General features: G+C 50.1%; 20 protein-coding genes. 13 read left to right on the top strand and 7 right to left on the bottom strand.

Annotated elements, in window-relative coordinates; genetic code table 11:
- Window position 1 precedes the first annotated feature (1 nt).
- A complete protein-coding gene (locus tag MNO13_RS05220) occupies window positions 2–847 on the top strand; it encodes a DUF4435 domain-containing protein (protein ID WP_241939611.1) in 846 nt (281 codons plus the stop codon).
- 252 nt (window positions 848–1,099) lie between these two features.
- On the opposite strand, the gene MNO13_RS05215 is transcribed toward MNO13_RS05220, so the two are convergent.
- The 3 genes from MNO13_RS05215 to MNO13_RS05205 are packed head-to-tail and all read right to left on the bottom strand — an operon-like array spanning window position 1,100 to window position 2,739.
- Window positions 1,100–1,675, bottom strand: a complete 576-nt coding sequence (locus MNO13_RS05215) for a phage polarity suppression protein (RefSeq protein ID WP_241939610.1) — start codon at window positions 1,673–1,675, stop codon at window positions 1,100–1,102.
- A gap of 18 nt (window positions 1,676–1,693) precedes the next feature.
- Complete coding sequence (locus tag MNO13_RS05210; RefSeq protein ID WP_121815065.1) at window positions 1,694–1,933, bottom strand: ogr/Delta-like zinc finger family protein; 240 nt, start codon at window positions 1,931–1,933, stop codon at window positions 1,694–1,696.
- Window positions 1,934–1,935: 2 nt separating this feature from the next.
- The gene (locus tag MNO13_RS05205; protein ID WP_241939609.1) at window positions 1,936–2,739 is read right to left on the bottom strand and encodes a capsid protein; all 804 of its coding nucleotides are present in this window, start codon (window positions 2,737–2,739) and stop codon (window positions 1,936–1,938) included.
- A gap of 546 nt (window positions 2,740–3,285) precedes the next feature.
- Between MNO13_RS05205 and MNO13_RS05200 the strand changes: the two genes are divergently transcribed.
- The 10 genes from MNO13_RS05200 to MNO13_RS05160 all read left to right on the top strand — a co-directional run bounded on the left by MNO13_RS05200 (window position 3,286) and on the right by MNO13_RS05160 (window position 10,151).
- The gene (locus MNO13_RS05200) at window positions 3,286–3,552 is read left to right on the top strand and encodes a helix-turn-helix transcriptional regulator (protein WP_241939608.1); all 267 of its coding nucleotides are present in this window, start codon (window positions 3,286–3,288) and stop codon (window positions 3,550–3,552) included.
- The gene (locus MNO13_RS05195; protein WP_241939607.1) at window positions 3,549–4,103 is read left to right on the top strand and encodes a host cell division inhibitor Icd-like protein; all 555 of its coding nucleotides are present in this window, start codon (window positions 3,549–3,551) and stop codon (window positions 4,101–4,103) included. The genes MNO13_RS05200 and MNO13_RS05195 overlap by 4 nt, the downstream gene beginning before the upstream one ends.
- The gene (locus MNO13_RS05190; RefSeq protein WP_241939606.1) at window positions 4,096–4,395 is read left to right on the top strand and encodes a derepression protein; all 300 of its coding nucleotides are present in this window, start codon (window positions 4,096–4,098) and stop codon (window positions 4,393–4,395) included. Before MNO13_RS05195 ends, MNO13_RS05190 begins: the two co-directional genes overlap by 8 nt.
- A gap of 3 nt (window positions 4,396–4,398) precedes the next feature.
- Complete coding sequence (locus tag MNO13_RS05185; RefSeq protein ID WP_241939605.1) at window positions 4,399–4,836, top strand: hypothetical protein; 438 nt, start codon at window positions 4,399–4,401, stop codon at window positions 4,834–4,836.
- A 69-nt stretch (window positions 4,837–4,905) separates the two neighbouring features.
- Entirely contained in the window at window positions 4,906–5,163 is a 258-nt protein-coding gene (locus tag MNO13_RS05180) for a hypothetical protein (RefSeq protein ID WP_121814411.1), read from the top strand.
- Complete coding sequence (locus MNO13_RS05175) at window positions 5,160–5,483, top strand: DUF5375 family protein (protein ID WP_241939604.1); 324 nt, start codon at window positions 5,160–5,162, stop codon at window positions 5,481–5,483. Before MNO13_RS05180 ends, MNO13_RS05175 begins: the two co-directional genes overlap by 4 nt.
- Window positions 5,484–5,494: 11 nt before the next feature.
- Complete coding sequence (locus tag MNO13_RS05170; protein ID WP_241939603.1) at window positions 5,495–7,825, top strand: primase-helicase zinc-binding domain-containing protein; 2,331 nt, start codon at window positions 5,495–5,497, stop codon at window positions 7,823–7,825.
- Between the two features lie 262 nt (window positions 7,826–8,087).
- A complete protein-coding gene (locus MNO13_RS05165) occupies window positions 8,088–9,020 on the top strand; it encodes an AbaSI family restriction endonuclease (protein WP_241939602.1) in 933 nt (310 codons plus the stop codon).
- A gap of 703 nt (window positions 9,021–9,723) precedes the next feature.
- Window positions 9,724–9,795, top strand: coding sequence for an ash family protein (locus MNO13_RS24415; protein ID WP_121815748.1), 72 nt, complete (start codon window positions 9,724–9,726; stop codon window positions 9,793–9,795).
- Between the two features lie 65 nt (window positions 9,796–9,860).
- Entirely contained in the window at window positions 9,861–10,151 is a 291-nt protein-coding gene (locus MNO13_RS05160) for a helix-turn-helix domain-containing protein (RefSeq protein ID WP_241939601.1), read from the top strand.
- Between the two features lie 113 nt (window positions 10,152–10,264).
- Here MNO13_RS05160 and MNO13_RS05155 read toward each other — a convergent pair whose 3' ends face one another.
- Both MNO13_RS05155 and MNO13_RS05150 read right to left on the bottom strand, forming a co-directional pair.
- Complete coding sequence (locus tag MNO13_RS05155; RefSeq protein WP_133522904.1) at window positions 10,265–11,074, bottom strand: nucleotidyl transferase AbiEii/AbiGii toxin family protein; 810 nt, start codon at window positions 11,072–11,074, stop codon at window positions 10,265–10,267.
- Complete coding sequence (locus MNO13_RS05150; RefSeq protein ID WP_241939600.1) at window positions 11,028–12,023, bottom strand: type IV toxin-antitoxin system AbiEi family antitoxin; 996 nt, start codon at window positions 12,021–12,023, stop codon at window positions 11,028–11,030. The genes MNO13_RS05155 and MNO13_RS05150 overlap by 47 nt, the downstream gene beginning before the upstream one ends.
- 202 nt (window positions 12,024–12,225) lie before the next feature.
- Between MNO13_RS05150 and MNO13_RS05145 the strand changes: the two genes are divergently transcribed.
- Window positions 12,226–12,630 (top strand): dTDP-glucose pyrophosphorylase, encoded by a 405-nt coding sequence (locus MNO13_RS05145; RefSeq protein WP_121815056.1) that lies wholly within the window; start codon window positions 12,226–12,228, stop codon window positions 12,628–12,630.
- A gap of 6 nt (window positions 12,631–12,636) precedes the next feature.
- Here MNO13_RS05145 and MNO13_RS05140 read toward each other — a convergent pair whose 3' ends face one another.
- Window positions 12,637–14,247: an FAD-NAD(P)-binding protein gene (locus MNO13_RS05140; RefSeq protein WP_241939599.1), complete on the bottom strand. Its 1,611-nt coding sequence runs from the start codon at window positions 14,245–14,247 to the stop codon at window positions 12,637–12,639.
- 201 nt (window positions 14,248–14,448) lie between these two features.
- Between MNO13_RS05140 and MNO13_RS05135 the strand changes: the two genes are divergently transcribed.
- Entirely contained in the window at window positions 14,449–15,093 is a 645-nt protein-coding gene (locus MNO13_RS05135) for a Qnr family pentapeptide repeat protein (protein ID WP_064544096.1), read from the top strand.
- Between the two features lie 49 nt (window positions 15,094–15,142).
- Here MNO13_RS05135 and cobT read toward each other — a convergent pair whose 3' ends face one another.
- Window positions 15,143–16,201: a nicotinate-nucleotide--dimethylbenzimidazole phosphoribosyltransferase gene (gene cobT, locus MNO13_RS05130; protein WP_064544094.1), complete on the bottom strand. Its 1,059-nt coding sequence runs from the start codon at window positions 16,199–16,201 to the stop codon at window positions 15,143–15,145.
- Between the last annotated feature and the right edge of the window lie 29 nt (window positions 16,202–16,230).

Genomic DNA, 16,230 nt, shown 5'->3' with positions numbered 1-16,230 from the left:
TATGTTGGAACGTGGTTTAGCTGCCCGCAAAGCAAAATCTGTATTTTTTGAAGAAAGAAATACAATAGACATATATATCGAAGACACCGCAATAGGCTATAAAAAAATATACAAATGCATTTTAAATAGAGTATTAGGTGAAAGCTTTTTAATTAACGATGTTTTCCCGCTCGGCGGAAAAACGGCCGTTATACAATCATGGGAAAATGACAGAAATAAACGCAATCGTCCTCAACTACATATTGTTGATGGTGATATCGAATTATTGGGAGGTGAACGACGATGCGATTCTGGTTTATATACCCTGCCATATTATTGTATAGAGAATATATTCCTCTGCGAACAAGCTTTATTGGATATACTCGTCGAAGAAGACCCTGAAAAAGAACGAGATGAACTAAGTAGTGCATTCAACTTTACAGAGTGGAATCGTCTAAATATCGAACCACTCATAAAGTTATTCGTAACATATTTCCTAGTAAAAAAATATGCCCCAACAATCCCTAACATACATTATCAAGTTAGTAAATTAGCAAAGGACAACTCCGGTATTGTCGATAGCCAAAAAGTTGATGCTAGAATCGCTGAACTAGAAACTGAAATAACTAAAGTCATTAGCCAAGATGCGCTTAATCAGGAAAAAGAAAGCATTCTCAGAATAATTGATGGTAACTTTGATATAAAAAAATATATTTCAGGGAAAGATTACCTTCTACCATTAATTGTTACCAGAATGAAAAGTGTTGTAAACACTAAAGTAAGTAATATCACATTAAAGCATCGCATAAGTCAGCGATGTAATCTTGAAGACATCAGCGATATAGAAAATTTTATCTTCCATCCATGAGTTAGTTACAACCAAACCGGCGTCATTTAATAACTGATGCCGATTTTTTTATTAAACTTAACTCCGCGCGCAATGCTATCCCCGCCACGCCTGCCCGCTTCATGGGTGGGTTTTAATGCAGGTGCATGAACACCCCGGAGCCGCGCCAGCTCTGGGGTGATGAGGTGTGAAAAATACGGGGTTTTACATGCAAAACCATGCACCGTAATGCATGGTTTAATTGAATTAAATGGCGGGATTTTCAGGTTAATTTTATGCGGGTGGTTGCTGGTTCAGTTCTGCCAGCCGGTGAGCGTAAACATGGTTTTGTGCCGGTGTATATTTCTGCTGAGTATCAGCCCGCGAAGCCTTATCAGGCCTGAATCCGATGGCTGTCAAAATGTCGCTGTTTTCCGCTGTGTAATGAATTTCCGGACCGGTCGCCAGATAATCCCGCAGGGCTTCCCCGAGGTAATGCGTCGCTCGCCGTATGGCCATCTCACGGACTGAAGTCTGAAGCTGATTAATCCCCATTAATTCCGGTGCCAGCGTACTGACCAGCGCGACCCCGTTCTGCTTCATAAACGCATCGAGTGAATGGCAAATACTGGTGTGCTGTACCGCTTCATGCGAGCGAATATAACGCCCCGCTGCACAGGTGATTTCCCACTGTTTAACGTCGATATATTCACTCAGATAAGTAATCTGCTCCGCGTTCCGGGGATGTCCCGGTGCGAGCTGTTCATCCAGCGCTGTCTCGGCAGCTTTCAGTTCATCTTTTTTATTCTGCCAGGCGGTTTTATTCGCCTGACACACGGCAAAGGCCTGCTGTAATGGTGTGTCGCTCATGGATTCATCCCCGGTAGGTCATTGTGTCGCTGACTGTCGCTGTTTCGGTGCTTTATCCATTTCCCCCTGGATAAATTCATCTGCCGGTTCATCACCGGTCACCGGATGACAAATAATCGACTCAACGGACTCCATCGAGCGGAACGTCGCTGAGCAAAGCACATTCTGGCACTGGTAATAGCGATGTTTGACACTGTCAGACAGATAACGGCTGGTACGTGAATGCGCCGAGGTTTTGCAGAACGGGCAGTGCATCATGATCAGCCCTCCTGTTTTTTGTCTGCTTTCTCTGCCAGCTCTTTGGCTATCATCGACCGTTTGATGGGGCTGTCGTAGAGATTCATATCGACGCCGGTGAGTGCCGGGCGGTACAGGCCAAGCTGAGAAAGCACTGGTTCATTTTCCATGCTGAAACTGTGGAGCTGACTCTGGCTGAGAATGCGGTCGCCCAGCTCCTGTACCAGCGTTCTTTTCGGTGCCTCATTCCCCTGAATATCCAGCTCACGCAGGCGCAGACAGAATGCCCGGATCAGCGCAGGACTCAGGTCTTTTATTGCCGCATTCCATTCATTATTAGCGTAAGTGCTGAAAGCGGTACGGTGTGCCTCAACATAGGCCTTGCCTGATGCGCAGGCACTGAGCATGGTGCGGGTTTTATCTGTTTCCAGTTCGCCAATCAGCGCGGTGAACTCCTCCGCCAGCTCGCGATTAGCAATCCGCTGAGTGTGCTCGTTTTTCATTTCCGGTGTGATGGCACCTTTGAGGGCACGGAACCGGCTACGCCAGCTCTGCCCGGCTTCCTCACTTTCCTCCAGTGCGGTTTGCCGTTCCTTCTCGCTGCGGCTGATAGCGGTGCCAATCTCATTAAGCTCAAGCATGTTTGCGGTATGCCGGGATTTCGCCTCGCCGAAGGATTTCAGGTCGCGGGTCAGTGCGGCGGTGAGAACCTGGCTTTCCTGTCCGTTCAGCGTATTCAGCGCATTTTTGACGCCGTTCTGCGTTTTTCCATCCTGCGCGCTACTGGTGACTTTTATTACCGTGTTGAGTGAGTCAGTTTTCATCATTGAGTTCTCCGTTTTTTCAACCTGACGTCATTCTGCCTGTGATGGCACAACATCAGTGAGCCACTCCGGATGTACCAGATATGACACAAGAAGACCTGAAAACCGGCTTGCCAGAGGAAAGGTCGCAGGAACATACCCCCTCTTTTATTATTTTTTAGCTATTAACTATTCACTCTGTTCACCTTTAAAAAAAAGATAAGTAATACAGTATATTAGAGGGTGAACAATCGAGGTCTGACTGTTCACCGTCTGTTCACCACTGTTCACCCTGATTATTTTCGACAGCGAGATGGCTTTTGATATTCATTAGACTTATTTGAAATAAAATAATTTTTTATATAACCATATGGAATCGTTGATTTGCCATTTTGTTCCACCGTATTGCCTACGATTGCCAGTGTTTGCCAGTTTGTTTCTTTGAAATAAGTCAATGTTTGTTTTCGAAAAATCAAACATTGCCCTCAGTGAAAATATTCACAAAATAGAGAGCTACCCGAAGCCGGACGGACACGACCGGATCTCTATGGACTGTTATGAGGTAGCTTTATGCACACCGCTTTTTCCGCACCATCTTCCGCGCCAACCGCGCATCTGCCGCCGGTTTCTGCCCCAACTCAGGAGCGTTTTTTACGCCTCCCGGAAGTCATTCACCAGTGCGGTCTGTCCCGCTCCACGCTCTACGATTTAATCGCCCGCAATGCGTTCCCGTCACAGGTCTCCCTCGGCGGAAAAAATGTCGCCTGGCTTCAGTCAGAAGTCACCGTCTGGATGGCCGAACGTATCGCAGAACGTAACCGGGGATGTGACGCATGAATCAGCCCCGTTTTCAAAAAGCCCCTTTCCCTGGCTTGCATCCCTTCCAGGTTTGCGGTTATAGTTTTTCCGCTGTCGCAAAATCGACAGTCGGGATTGGCGTCTCGATTACAACATTGGTGACACCCGACGCACCTTGCGTCTTTTTTTGTGTCCATGCCTCAGTGCACCCATTTTTAGCTCAAAGGTATTTACACCTTTGCATGCTCCGAATAATGGTGGCTCAGGCGGGGGCTTCTCACGAAGCGCCGGTTTCCAATGTTGCCGGTTACGCCAACCCTGTCTGGGCTACCACCAATGAAATTGGCGTTTCCGGTGGTGGCATTTATATGCAAACATTGGAGGTTGCCCTTATGGCTTCGACCCTCACCCCGACTCACCCGCAGTTTGTCTTTGTTTTTGCCGCCGTTCGTCGCACCGAACGCACCAGCCGTGTTTCCATGCTCCGTACCGTCGCCGGTGATGAGCACACAGCCCGTCTTTCCCTTGTCCGTGATTACATTCTTTCATTTGCCGCCCGTCTGCCTGTTGCGGAGGTGGCGCATGCTTAACGCAACCCCTGATAAAAATGTCTCAGCCCGTCGTGGTAACGAGAATCCGGTCATTGCTCGTCTGAGCATCGAGGCATACCACAAACTCAACCGCGCCAGTGCCGTATCGCAGTTTGTCGGCGGTGATTTACAGCGTCGGGAAATGAATGGCTTACACCAGCTCTATATTCCGCAGATATTCAGCTATCTGCACGAGGACATCAGTTTCGTGCTGGAGGAATTAAAAGCGAAAGGGCTGTGCCAGGAATTTCTGTCGCAGAGTGGTCTGTCAGAATCACACGGCGGGGAATAAACCATGTTTGATTTTCCTCAGCCGGGTGAAAAATACCGCACGGATATTTATGCCGCCGTTGTGGTGGTCGGAATACTGGCCGATGGTATTCCGTGGGATATGCCTTACCGCTGCCCGGATATGGTCTGGAACCCGTTCCGTAAACCCTACACCATCCTTATTCGTATTGAGTCAGATGGGCAGATTATCGAGATACCGCTCGGGCGCTTCCTGCGGGAATTTACCTGTATTCGTCCTGATGGTTTTAAGCGAACCCCTGAGAACCGTTATACCGTGCTGAAAATAATAACGAATGACCCGGTATTACAAATCTGGCGTAAACGGAATATTGATATTTATCCGGAAGAGAATAAACCGGTCCTTAAAAATATCCCGGTGGTGTATTCGTGGCGTGATATTCCCCGCCCACAACCGGATAACAGTTACCGCCATTATCTGTAATTAAAAACACTTTAAACATTTTGTGTGCGCCCCTGCGCAGGGCTTCGCACACCCTCAGGAGACCGAATCATGAATATCAGCCAGCCGGTAACACCGTCCGGAATTAACGCCACCATTACGCTGGATGACCTGCGTTGCCTTGAGCATTTATTACGTGTCGGCCAGTTTGCCGGTGATTTGCTGGAGCATCAGGAATGCACCGTGCTGAGCCAGCCCCCGGCGCAACAGACACAACTCGCTTCCCTGCTGTTTCTGATGACCACGCAGCTCGACGGTGTGGTCGAACGCTGCCACATGAGCTGGATGACTACGGAGAAAAACCAATGAAAAGAATGCCACTTTCACCCGTTCTGCGTGCTGCGCTTTACCGTCGCACCGTGGCCTGTGCCTGGCTTACTGTCTGCCAGCAACAGAAACGCTTTCCACAGCTCACGCTCGGCGCGGTGGAGGATGCTATTGCCGGTGAACTGGAGGGTTTTTATCTGCGCCAGCACGGACTGGAGAAAGGCCGGGAAATTGCCTGTGCATTACTGGAGGATTTACTGGAAAGCGGCGCACTCAAGACAACACCGGCGCTCTCGTTTCTCGGGCTGGCCGTCATGGATGAACTCTGCACCCGCCACTTAACGCAACCGGCGCAGCCGTAAGGAAAAAAACAATGAATATGAAAGTTACCGAAGCTGTGAACGCCGCTAAAGGCCAGTGGCCGCACATCCTCCCGGCGCTGGGCGTGAATGTGGTGCTTAACCGGCATCAGCCCTGTCCGGTCTGCCAGGGTAAAGACCGTTTTCGCTTTGACGATAAAGACGGGCGCGGCACCTGGTTCTGTAATCAATGCGGAGCCGGTGACGGCCTGAGCCTGGTTTCAAAAGCGCTGGCCGTGTCGGTTGCGGAAGCCGCAAGCCAGGTCAACAGCGTGACCGGCAATCTGCCGCCGGTGCCAGCGGATGAAGTCGTCACCGCCCCGGACAGTAATAAAGCGATGAGGGAGGCCGCAACCTTCGCCGCCCGTTTATTTGAGTCCAGCCGCACGGCCACCGGTAATGCCTATCTCACCCGCAAGGGGTTAGCACAGCGAGCCTGTCAGGTGCTGACCACCACGCATAAAGTGGCAACCATCACTTACCGCGCCGGTGATGTCATCGTGCCGCTGCACACTCCGGAGGGGGAACTGGTTAATCTCCAGCTCATCAATGCTGACGGCACCAAACGCACGCTAAAAGGCGGTCAGGTGAAAGGCACCTGTCACACCATCGAGGGGAAAAACACCGCCTCAAAACGGCTCTGGTTAGTGGAGGGGTATGCCACCGGCCTGACGGTAAACCTGCTCACCGGCGATACCGTTCTGGTGGCGCTCTCGTCCGTGAACCTCCTTTCTCTGGCAAGCCTTGTCCGGGAACGGCACCCGGCACAGCAAATCGTCATTGCTGCCGACCGTGACCTCAACGGCGACGGGCAGACCAAAGCCGCAGCCGCCGCAGATACCTGTCAGGGTGTGGTCGCGCTGCCGCCGGTATTTGGTGACTGGAATGATGCCTTTATGCAGTACGGGGAAGAAGCCACCCGCAATGCGCTAAACGAGGCCGTAAAGGCACCGGCGGCGAGTCCGTTCGAGCAAATGAGCGAGGCCGAATTTACTGCCATGAGTACCAGTGAAAAAGCAATGCGCGTTTCTGAGCATTACGGCCACGCGCTGGCTGTTGACCCGAACGGGGAAATAATTTCCCGTTATGAAGCCGGTGCCTGGAAAGTGCTGCCCTCCACGCAGTTTGCCCGCGATGTGGCGGCCCTGTTCCAGCGTATCGGTGCCGGTTTCTCATCGGGGAAAATCTCGGCGGTGGTCGATACCCTGAAACTGATACTCGCGCAGCATGAAGCCCCGGCACGGCGTTTAATCGGTTTTCGTAATGGCGTATTCGATACGACCAGCGGAATTTTCAACCCGCACAGTAAAACGCACTGGCTGCGCACCCTGTGTGATGTGGATTTCACCCCGCCGGTGGCCGGTGAAACGCTGGAGCGCGATGCGCCGCATTTCTGGCAGTGGCTCGACCGTGCCGCAGGACGGAACGCACACAAGCGTGACATTATTCTCGCCGCGCTGTTTATGGTGCTGGCGAACCGCTATGATTGGCAGCTTTTTCTTGAAGTGACCGGGCCAGGCGGCAGCGGGAAAAGTGTCATGGCCGAAATTGCCACCATGCTCGCCGGGAAAGATAACACCACCTCAGCCACCATCGAGACGCTGGAATCCTCCCGCGAACGTGCGGCGGTGATTGGCTACTCGCTGATAATTCTCCCTGACCAGGAGAAATGGAGCGGGGACGGTGCGGGGATTAAAGCGATTACGGGCGGCGATGCGGTCTCGGTCGACCCGAAATACCGCGACGCCTACTCGACCCATATCCCGGCGGTAATACTGGCGGTGAACAACAACCCGATGCGTTTTACCGACCGCAGCGGCGGTGTTTCCCGTCGCCGGGTCATTCTGCACTTTCCGGAGCAGATTGCCCCGGAAGAACGCGACCCGCAGCTCAGGGATAAAATCTCGCAAGAGCTGGCCGTGATTGTGCGCCAGCTTATGCAGCAGTTCAGCCAGCCTTCGACGGCGCGCAATTTGCTCCAGGCGCAGCAAAACTCCGACGAGGCGATTAACATCAAACGCGATGCTGATCCGGTGTTTGATTTCTGCGGCTACCTCGAAGCACTGGAGCAGCCAAACGGCATGTATATGGGTAACGCCAATATCGTGCCGCGACAACCCCGTAACTATCTTTACCATGCCTACCTGACCTATATGGAGGCGAACGGCTACAAGAATGTACTAAGCCTGAAAATGTTCGGGCTGGGACTGCCGATGATGCTCAAGGAGTACGGGCTGGATTATGAGAAGCGGCACACGAAACAGGGAACGCAAACCAACCTGATGCTGGCAGAGGAAAGCAACCCCGACTGGCTACCCAAATGCGATGATACGCTCACGATTTAACCCACATAACCGGCGCAAGCCGGTTTTTTTACGCCTGAACATGGCTGGGGTGAACAATGGACTGTTCACCCTTCACCTTTTGTTCACCACCTAACATAATGATTTTAAATCATAAAAGTGCAGGGTGAACAGAGTGAACAGTTAAACGAAAAAAAAGATTTTCTTCTTTCTTTGTGAGATGACAAAAGAGCTGTGAGCTGCAATCCTACCCATCAGGAACAGTACGATGATTTGTTTCGAAAATCTGCAAAGGATATACGCAATGGGAAAAACGGATTACATCCTTAGGTCTCTTTCTAAGATTTCTAAGAAGCGTTGGGAACACTATACGATTAATCGAATTTACCATCTCTTGAACGACCCAGAGATAGAGTTTGTTTGCCAACAGTGTATTCGTAAGAACGATAGAAAAATTTATTTAGCCGATCTCTTTCTCCCGCAACTCAATCTGTATCTTGAAATCGATGAAGGCCACCATAACAGTGAGCAATCCCAAATTGATGACGCTATACGCCGTTTAGACATAACTGAGGCAACAGGATTTCAAGAGGAAAGAATACCGGCCAGCGGAGTAACAATTGATGCCCTTAATATTAATATCGACATATTTGTCGAATTAGTCCGCAAACGTAAATCAGAAATTGTTGCAAATGGACGTTTCCAGGCATGGGATTATGACAACAAGTATTCAGCCGAAAGGCATATTGCAGCAGGAAGCATGTCAGTCGGGCCACATGCAATATTCCGCTATCATAAAGATGCATTAAGCTGTTTTGGTTATAGCAAAGGCCATCATCAGTCAGGGAGTTGGAACCTGCCAACAGATGTATGTGATGCGATTGGTCTGTCAGGTAAGTGCATGGTCTGGTTTCCAAAGCTCTATGAACAGAAGGAATGGAACAATGCCTTGTCCCCAGATGGAACAATTATCACAGAGATCAACAAAGACCCACACTATGTATATACAGAGAAATGGGATAGACGGATCGTAATGGCTCACTCTCGTGACGAACTGAACCGAACGTTCTACCGTTTTCTTGGTATCTTCAAGGTAATTCCAGAGTTTAGCTCAGGCAATGAACTTAGATTCCAACGTATCGACACGACAGTTAAGACCTTTTCACGAACTATCGAAAATATACCATCTGAGGTTTCTTCAGATTTAGAAACGACTCAAATAAGACCCAATATCTAAAAATCCATGGTGAAGAGTCGATTGTTCACCCTTCACCATCTAATCACCACTTAACATATTAATTTTAAAAGATAAAAATAGGTGGTGAACAGAGTGAACAGTTAAATGGAAAAAAAGTTTTTTTTCTGAAATTCAGAGTGGATGAACAATGTTAAATGATTAAAAAACAACCACCAAACTCAGTGGGCTAACGCCATTGGTATACGTTTAGGTATACACATGAAAGTTGAATTAAGAAAAATACAATTTAAACAATAGATTAAGGGAATCATTCAGATTCCCCCAGCCACCAAAATCCTCCGTCAGTGGTTACCAGAGCCACTTGATGAAGTCGAAAGCCCGCTTAACGAAAGTTACGCGGGCTTTTTTGTGTCTGTTGATTCAGCCGAACAGCCCCCTCTCCTGTGCAGAAGGCGATCGCCGGACAGTCCCCTCTCCTGTGGGAGAGGGTTAGGGTGAGGGCGTCCCTCTTCTGCAACACCTGCAACTAAAGAAAAATGTCTGGAAAACAACTCGCATTCCGCCTATTAGCGGGTTGGTTAACACTGCCGATTTACGTTATAGTCAGCGCCGCTGCGGCAAAATCCGCAGCCGGGATTTGCACCCTGGATATCACAACGTCGATTTATAAATTCAGTTTATACGTCGAGGCATGCGCACACCTGTTGCCTGTTACAATTCAATGTAATAACGCAATTTTTCAATGGTGGCTCAGGCGGGGCAGCCTTCGGGCTGGCCGGCATCCGTTGTGACCGGTAGTGCAAACTCCGTCTGAGCTACCACCCAAGAGATTTGCACCTCCGGTGGTAGCAATCATCGCTTGCAACGGAGAATGCGAATATGACACTTTCACACAACCCCACTTTCCTGCCTTTTCAACAAGACTGGCATCAAGCCGACATCATCGCGGCACTACGTAAAAATGGCACCTCACTGGCAGCCGAATCCCGCGCCGCAGGTTTAAGTTCTTCTACTCTCGCCAACGCGCTGAGCCGCCCGTGGGCAAAAGGGGAACTGCTAATAAGCAAAGCCATTGGCGTACCCGCCGAAACCATCTGGCCAAGCCGCTATTTTGATCCTCAAACGCACAAGCCTGTCGTTCGGCTAATGCGCACCCGTCATCCGAAATAAACGATCAGCGTCATCAGCCAGAAACTCAGTGCGGGTGACGCTGTGATTAGCTTGAATAATTCCAGACGAAATCCTGAAAACCCGCATATTTTGTGCCGTGCGGAGTTTGTATCTCAACCACCACTCATCATACCGTTCCAGAAATCATTCATAATCTGCTCAACAGTCATATCGCCCACATCAGTTTGCCGCACTATAGCGTCGGTCAAACGTTCTCTATCAAGACGCATCAACTCGGCTAAAGAAGTGTGCTCGCTAATTGCAACGATATCGCCGCCCAACAGCACTGCGCCCATACGCACAGGATTCCAGTCTAGTTTTTCACCTTCGATGGGGGATTCATATATACGCTCATCTTCAATAGCGCCATATTCACGAATAATCTTGTAGAGATCGGTCGCATCCTTCGCATTGCCATGCCCGCGATCGCGCCAGGCAAAAAGTTTTAATAATGCTAATCCCGGTAAGGAACAAAACGGCAGATTTTCCCCATTGCCCAGTTGCACTGTTACGGTGTGATTAAATACCTCAGCAAATCCGTCCACGGACATGATTACCTCACGCTCCGGCGGCCAGGTAATTTGACTCCCTTCAGCAACTCCGCCAAAAGGAATAATATCCAGCTCGATCCCTTCGGAAATCATACGATGAGCATTATCACGGACAGCATGTGCACCTTCAGCAATAAAGGCATTTTTAAGCACATCAAACCTCGGCCAGCCATCTACAAACACAGCGATATCAATATCGCGAGTTCGACGACCAATACTCCTGCCGTGAACATGGTGGAGTAAAATTTCACGCGCCGTTGCACCTGCAATAAAAAACGGGATCTCCTGGGCGGTACAAATTCGGTTAATCAGGCTTAGCAATGTTTCAGTAACTGAAAAGATCGGATTCGTTAAGGTGAAGGTATTTGTCATTGATTATCCTTGCTGCTTCTCTGTTTCTGTCGTCGCCGCTCACCAACAATTCTGCCACGCACAGCATCGCTTCTGCTTTGCGACTCAGTGCAAAGTGCTTCCAAAAACGGGAAATCAGTTGCAGTTTTCCGCCAGAAACAGGTTTTAGCCCCAGTTCTTTCCGCCTTTGTAAAAGATGATGAGGGGTAAAGATCACGCCTGTTTCCGGAATCAGATATCCACCGCTCAGCTGGGCGGCAGCAATTTCGCCCCCCCAGTATTCCTCGGACGCCAACGCTATCTCACCCCATGAAACAGGTGCAGACAAAGAAAGAGAATCCAGTTTTGGGCGCAGAGCAGTGGCATAATCTTTAAGCCACAGAACCTGTAATTCTTCTTCATTCATCAAACGCCGCCCCTGCTGCGATTTTCGGTAATAGCGCTGTGCTTCAAGATAATCGAAAGCCTTGCTAACCATCCCCAGGGAAATCCCCGCTTTCTCCGCCAGGCTGCGGTACGTATCGTTCAGGGTTTCTGGGCTGGATAACAGCACAAAAAGAAGTTTCATTACTCCTTCCGCAAAACGACTACTGGCAACAACGGGTTTCTTTTCATAGCGCCCTTCTCTGAGCAGATATAATCCTGGAACCTGGATATGGGCGTTGCCCGCCGTATCGATGAAATTAATCTGGCTCTCGGCACAATATTCCGCCAACGTAGATGTCAGTCGGTTGCACACGAGTAATGCAGGGACATTTCCAGGAAAGCGAGCCATTTGTTCACGGGCAGCTATCAGCGATTCTTTACGATGGATCTGCTTTATTTCCAGGGCAAATGTCATCGTTTCACCGCTCGGCCCCGTTAACTTGCCCCAACCGTCATGTACGCCATTGTTGCTATACTCATATTGCAACTCGAAGCCTTTTGGCAGGTTCTCTAAAACCCCGGACAAAAGCTGTTCTTCTTTCATTTGTTCACACCTTTCCACAGTTCATGATTCATGAACAGAATTAGTTTATGAACAAATCAAAAGGGAAGCAACGTAGATTCTCAAAAATGGCAAAAGCAACACCTCACCAAAACTATTCCTGCGGTATTGGCAAAGTTTTTCTCATTCAGGATGGTCTACTCTTATCGGGTCAATAAGGCGAAATCATAATGGAAAGGGATCAATGACTGATTCATCACTCCTGCCGCTGTCTTTCCCGATGCCGGAAATCCCAGGCGTTACCGTAACGCATGGTGGGTTAAATTACCTGCAACCAGAATTGCTGCTGGATTTTATTAGTGTCTGCGCACAACCGCTGGTTTCCGTCACGCCGATTGCCGTGCTCTACGCCAATATCGGCGTGCTGCAACGCATTGAGTTACGAAAAATCCCCGTCCCCATCAAAGGACGCGTTGTTTATCCTGTCAGTTCCCAGGCACTTCCCAGCCTGCGCGCAAGGCTCATCATTAATGGGCCGTTCAAGAAACTGAAATTCCAGGGCACTCTGATTGCGGCGACTGCGGAACCCTCAGTGCAAAATATGACGCTCATCGGTCTGGCGCTCGAATTTTCCGCCCTGCAATCCTAATGTCGGTCACTCATCCCAAAACGGTAGCTTTCTGCGCGGCCTGAGCGCGGGGTTTGAAAGGGCTTTTGCTATCGCGGCACCGATTTGCGCACAAACGGTTAGCCCCTGAACGAAAGGCTGGTCGTGCATCAAATACGGCAATGCGCCAAACCCGATACGCCCACGGGCGCAGGCCGGTTCCAGCAAGGTGTAATCGTCGCCAACATCCGGAATATCATCACCATTAGCGGCAAGTTGCTGGCGTAAAGTGGGGAACGGCAGGTCTTTTGTCTTCAGCGCTTTTTGCCCGCGAGCATCAATAAACACATCGAACTCATATCTGTCGCCTTGTGCGGCAATCACGGTCTGGTGCTCTTTGACATCGAGTTCATAATCTTGCCCAAGTGTGAGAATGCTGATGATCCCCGCCTCACGTAAGGCCAGTAGCCGACGAATCGATTGTGAAGGAATGGCGGCATAATTATCGATAAACACGCGAGCAAGCCCGGCGTCGAACCGCTTGCCGTCCTGTTCGTTAAGATGGGGCACAATCTCCTGCACCGCTTCATGTAAACGCAGAATGGCGTAACGCCAGAGCACGGTTCGTTTGTCGCGTTTGTTGCGTTCGACTTCCTGCAGATTGGCTTCGGCCCAACTAAACGGGTTATTTTCTTTCCGGTCGGAAAACCAGGTGTTGGCGAAGCTGTCGGCATCCAGAGTATTGAGGGATATGCGCTCGCTCCAGGTCGAGTCAGCCCGTTCGATTTCCTCCATCATCAGGCCGAAAACCCTGTCGAGCAGGCCGTCTGAACCGGCCGCAATTTCGTCTTTGATAGCCTGTTCGGTGGCAACCAATAAAGGTTCATACGGGATCGGGCAGTAGAAATCCGCTTCTGGCAGGATGCCTGAACGCGACATCAGCACAATGTTAAGCGCGGTACTTTGTTCATCAAGAATGAACCGGCAGTGCTCGTCATCATCTTCAATAAATTCGCCATGCTGGATAACCACCGCCATTGCGGCGTCCAGGCCACTTAAAGATGTACCCATAATGCCAACCTTGCCCGCCGGAATATGCGCCTCCATCAGCCCCGACCACGGGCTAGGAAAGTAGCTGTGTGTCGCGGCATCTTCGTCTGGCCAGACATGCCCCGTTGCGATAACGGCAAGATCAAACAAATGGGGCACCGCCTCCCCTTGCGCCCATAACCTGACGCCGTCTGCCGTAGCTTGCAGGTCAGTAACCAGGCAAGACTCATGCACTTCAACGTTAAAACCTTGCTTTTTAGCCTGCGCCACCAGTTCCAAAAACTGGTCACGAAAGTACTCGCCAAGAAGAATGCGCGGTAGAAATTGACGGACATGAAGCGAAGCATGTTCGACACCATAGCGCGCCAGATGCGCTTCACTTTGGCGGCGCAGCCAGTCGATATAGGTCGAAAAAATGGGCGGAATTTCGATGCTGGCAATATTCGCCAACATCATGCGCGAGTTTTCTTCATCGCTGTAAGGCATACCGACACCCGCTTCAGGGGCTTGCTCATAGACAGAAACGGCTACAGGTGTCTTATTCTTCAGCAGGGAGAAAAAAGTATAAATCCCCGTTGGCCCCGCGCCGATAATCGCCACTTTTCTCATTAATACTCACACTTTTGCTCACCCAATCCATCGTTTAAGATTAGGTTCACGCAACGGTTTCTGGCAACTTATCGGCTATTATTCCCTACGCCTATCTGCCCTGTTACACCCACACACAAAAACGTGCGCTGAGCGATTTTCTACTGCTCCGTCTTTGGGTTACAATAAATTTTCACTGTACAAATAAACAGGTTAATTATTATGACTCTGGCTTTGAATGGTACAAAGATTGGCCGCAATCAGTTCACTGGCGCGAAAATTGAGAACAGCACTTTTTTTAACTGCGACTTTTCAGGCACTGACCTGACCGGTACCGAGTTTGTCGGCTGCCAGTTTTATGACCGTGAAAGCCAGCAAGGCGGTAATTTTAACCGGGCAATACTGAAAGACGCAGCCTTCAAAAGCTGTGATTTATCGATGGCAGATTTCAGAAATGCCAGCGCCCTGGGTATCGAAATCCGCGACTGTCGGGCGCAAGGCGCAGACTTTCGTGGCGCAAGCTTCATGAATATGATCACCACCCGCAGCTGGTTTTGCAGTGCTTACATCACCAAAACCAACCTGAGCTACGCCAACTTTAGCAAGGTGGTGCTCGAGAAGTGCGAGCTGTGGGAAAACCGCTGGAATGGTGCTCAAATTCTGGGGGCGACCTTTAGTGGCTCTGACCTTTCCGGCGGTGAATTCTCTTCCTTCGACTGGCGATCAGCCAACTTTACCCATTGTGACCTGACCAATTCAGAACTGGGTAATCTGGACGTTCGCGGCACCGATTTACAAGGGGTCAAACTGGATAATTATCAGGTGATCCAAATAATGGAGCGTCTGGGGATCACGATTATCGGTTAGCCTGGTGAGGGTGAAAGGGGCTGGATACACCATCCCCTCACATCCCCAATTACGTCGGTGAACCCGGCAGGCTAAAACCGCTGTTCGCTTGTAATCCCATATGGCAATACATCGCGCAGGCCGCACTTAATATCGACATCGCAATGGCTGCGCCACTGCCTTCGCCGAGGCGCAAATCCAGATACAGATAAGGCTTCAGGTTAAGGTGTTCTAATGCACGTTGCGCACCCTTTTCTGCCGAAAAATGTGAAGGGATACAATAGCTTTTGACTTCCGGCGCTAGCTGGCACGCCGCAATCGCCGCCGCATACGAGAGAAAACCATCCAGCACCACCGGCAGGCCACACGCCCCCGCCCCGAGAATGACTCCCGCCATTCCCACCAGGTCATATCCACCCACTTTTGCCAGCACATCCAGCGCATCGTTGCCGTTGGGTTGGTTAACGTGGATAGCTTTTCTGACAATCGACTCTTTATGCTGCAACTGATCGAGTGGCAGATTGGCACCAATCCCCACCACATCGTGCGGGTCACAATCGCTAAATACGCTGATCATCGCCGAAGCGGGCGTGGTGTTGGCAATCCCCAGTTCACCGACGCCAAAAATAGACACCCCTTCCTCCGCACGTTTTTTTACCAGCTGAGCGCTTGCCAGCAGCAGTTGTTCCGCGTCCTGGCGCGACATGGCTGGCCCCTGCGCAATATTGCCGCATCCGCGTGCCAGCTTAAGGCTCACCATATTGGCGATCGGTTCGCAATCAATGCCGATGTCCACCGGCAAAACAGAGGTTTGGCTGTTTTTTGCCAGTACGCACACGCCGGTCAGCCCTTTCTGCATATTCAACGCCTGAATATAAGTGACCTCTTTCGGGGTCACAGCGACTCCTTCATCAAACACACCATGATCGGCGCACATCACAATAATTTCTTTTTGCAGGTTATCCAGATGGCTTATCCCACGCATACCCGCCAGTTGGGTTGCCATCACTTCCAGCCGCCCGAGGCTTTTTGCTGGCTTGGCTAAACTTTCAATATAGTCAGCCGCTTGCGCCATTTTTTGTTGATCAAGCGGCCTGATGCTTGCCACTAATTCCGTTAATGTTTGCACCGTTATTATCCTCAATTGTTTAACGCATC

It is taken from the genome of Buttiauxella ferragutiae (assembly GCF_022637515.1).
In the GTDB taxonomy this organism is placed as follows: domain Bacteria; phylum Pseudomonadota; class Gammaproteobacteria; order Enterobacterales; family Enterobacteriaceae; genus Buttiauxella; species Buttiauxella ferragutiae.
The sequence above is the reverse complement of the archived record's forward strand: the minus strand, read 5'-3'. Positions and strand labels throughout refer to the sequence as shown.

Coding starts and splice junctions, on each gene's coding strand:
- MNO13_RS05220 (WP_241939611.1), top strand. CDS start 2: ATGTTGGAACGTGGTTTAGCTGCCCGCAAAGCAAAATCTGTATTTTTT.
- MNO13_RS05215 (WP_241939610.1), bottom strand. CDS start 1,675: ATGAGCGACACACCATTACAGCAGGCCTTTGCCGTGTGTCAGGCGAAT.
- MNO13_RS05210 (WP_121815065.1), bottom strand. CDS start 1,933: ATGATGCACTGCCCGTTCTGCAAAACCTCGGCGCATTCACGTACCAGC.
- MNO13_RS05205 (WP_241939609.1), bottom strand. CDS start 2,739: ATGATGAAAACTGACTCACTCAACACGGTAATAAAAGTCACCAGTAGC.
- MNO13_RS05200 (WP_241939608.1), top strand. CDS start 3,286: ATGCACACCGCTTTTTCCGCACCATCTTCCGCGCCAACCGCGCATCTG.
- MNO13_RS05195 (WP_241939607.1), top strand. CDS start 3,549: ATGAATCAGCCCCGTTTTCAAAAAGCCCCTTTCCCTGGCTTGCATCCC.
- MNO13_RS05190 (WP_241939606.1), top strand. CDS start 4,096: ATGCTTAACGCAACCCCTGATAAAAATGTCTCAGCCCGTCGTGGTAAC.
- MNO13_RS05185 (WP_241939605.1), top strand. CDS start 4,399: ATGTTTGATTTTCCTCAGCCGGGTGAAAAATACCGCACGGATATTTAT.
- MNO13_RS05180 (WP_121814411.1), top strand. CDS start 4,906: ATGAATATCAGCCAGCCGGTAACACCGTCCGGAATTAACGCCACCATT.
- MNO13_RS05175 (WP_241939604.1), top strand. CDS start 5,160: ATGAAAAGAATGCCACTTTCACCCGTTCTGCGTGCTGCGCTTTACCGT.
- MNO13_RS05170 (WP_241939603.1), top strand. CDS start 5,495: ATGAATATGAAAGTTACCGAAGCTGTGAACGCCGCTAAAGGCCAGTGG.
- MNO13_RS05165 (WP_241939602.1), top strand. CDS start 8,088: ATGGGAAAAACGGATTACATCCTTAGGTCTCTTTCTAAGATTTCTAAG.
- MNO13_RS05160 (WP_241939601.1), top strand. CDS start 9,861: ATGACACTTTCACACAACCCCACTTTCCTGCCTTTTCAACAAGACTGG.
- MNO13_RS05155 (WP_133522904.1), bottom strand. CDS start 11,074: ATGACAAATACCTTCACCTTAACGAATCCGATCTTTTCAGTTACTGAA.
- MNO13_RS05150 (WP_241939600.1), bottom strand. CDS start 12,023: ATGAAAGAAGAACAGCTTTTGTCCGGGGTTTTAGAGAACCTGCCAAAA.
- MNO13_RS05145 (WP_121815056.1), top strand. CDS start 12,226: ATGACTGATTCATCACTCCTGCCGCTGTCTTTCCCGATGCCGGAAATC.
- MNO13_RS05140 (WP_241939599.1), bottom strand. CDS start 14,247: ATGAGAAAAGTGGCGATTATCGGCGCGGGGCCAACGGGGATTTATACT.
- MNO13_RS05135 (WP_064544096.1), top strand. CDS start 14,449: ATGACTCTGGCTTTGAATGGTACAAAGATTGGCCGCAATCAGTTCACT.